At 41.8% G+C, this 1,317-nt stretch carries 2 protein-coding genes; both read left to right on the top strand.

Translation table 11 applies throughout. From position 1 onward, the window contains the following. Positions 1 to 43 precede the first annotated feature (43 nt). Positions 44 to 442 carry a transposase gene (locus K7R11_RS14995; protein ID WP_224491652.1) on the top strand — a complete coding sequence of 133 codons (399 nt, stop codon included), beginning with the start codon at positions 44 to 46 and terminating at the stop codon, positions 440 to 442. An 8-nt stretch (positions 443 to 450) separates the two neighbouring features. Further along, positions 451 to 1,308 (top strand): IS3 family transposase, encoded by an 858-nt coding sequence (locus K7R11_RS14990; protein WP_262899836.1) that lies wholly within the window; start codon positions 451 to 453, stop codon positions 1,306 to 1,308. The last annotated feature ends 9 nt before the right edge of the window (positions 1,309 to 1,317 follow it).

The raw sequence follows: 1,317 nt of genomic DNA, 5'->3' as shown, positions 1-1,317 counted from the left end.
TGTACGTCCCTGATATAGGTTGACCACTTAAACGTGGAAAACTATGAAAGCAAGTCTTGGAAAGATCCGTAAGAGCCGTCATTATTCGGAGGATTTTAAAAAACAATTGGTCAGTGAATTCGAAAGTGGTAAATTCAGCGTATTGGAACTAAGCCGTTTGCACGGAATGCCGTTCCAGACCATCTATAAATGGATTTATAAATATTCACACTTCAACAAGCACGGCTACCGTGTTATCGAGATGAAAGACAGCAGTCAACAAAAGATCAAAGAGCTGGAGCAAAAGATAAAAATGCTCGAGCGTACCGTGGGTCAGAAACAGATCCTGATCGACTATCTGGAGAAGATGATGGAGATTGCTAAGGAGGAACTGGATATCGATATCAAAAAAAACTACAGCACCCCACGATCAGCTGGTTCCGGGAACACCCCAAAAAAGTAAGGTGTTCCATGAACAGGCTCTATGAGAGTATTGGGATCAGCAAGCAGGCTGTTCACCAGTACCACCATCGTCAGCTCTTGTTTGACAACAGGATCAGTCAGTTGCTTTTGGAAGCTGAAGAGCTTCGTCAGGAGCATCCTGGTTGTGGGGTGGAAAAGATGTATTATACGCTCAAACCTGATTTTATAGGCCGTGACCGCTTCATTGATGTGATGATGCAACTGGGCTTTAGGATCAAGCGTAAGAAGAACTATAAACGCACTACCATACCGACAAAGGAGTTTTATCCTAACCTGATCAAAGGCAAGAAGGTCAACGGTCCGGGACAGGTATGGCAATCGGATATCACTTACTTCCCTATTGGAGGTAAACATTATTACGGAGTATTTATTATCGATGTGTATACCAAGGAGATCGTAGGCTATCAGGTCTCTGATCATATGAGAGCTACCGCTAATATGAGGGCCTTGAATTTGGCTTTAAAGCAACATAACCCTCCTGAGATCCATCACTCAGACAGAGGAAGTCAGTATACTTATAAAGGCTATACCGAACACTTGGAAGCTCTGGGATGTAAACTTAGCATGGCCTTATCAGCCCAGGATAATGCTTATGCAGAACGTATTCATAGAACCCTCAAGGAAGAATACCTGGATCATTGGAAGCCTGAGAACTTTGAGCAACTAAAGCGTTGTGTAGTCAAGGCAGTGAAGAACTATAATCTAAAAAGAGTACACAACCACATTAACCGAACTCCTCCTTCTTTATTTAAACAGCAATGTCAACATACAAAGAAAGAAGAACGGGAAGTAATCACTATTTTTAATAATGAAAATTTAAGTCAAAAACCGGTCAACACTATTTAGGGATGTTCA

Origin of the sequence: Robertkochia flava (assembly GCF_020166515.1) — a bacterium.
Lineage (GTDB): Bacteria > Bacteroidota > Bacteroidia > Flavobacteriales > Flavobacteriaceae > Robertkochia > Robertkochia flava.
The sequence above is the reverse complement of the archived record's forward strand: the minus strand, read 5'-3'. Positions and strand labels throughout refer to the sequence as shown.

Coding starts and splice junctions, on each gene's coding strand:
- K7R11_RS14995 (WP_224491652.1), top strand. CDS start 44: ATGAAAGCAAGTCTTGGAAAGATCCGTAAGAGCCGTCATTATTCGGAG.
- K7R11_RS14990 (WP_262899836.1), top strand. CDS start 451: ATGAACAGGCTCTATGAGAGTATTGGGATCAGCAAGCAGGCTGTTCAC.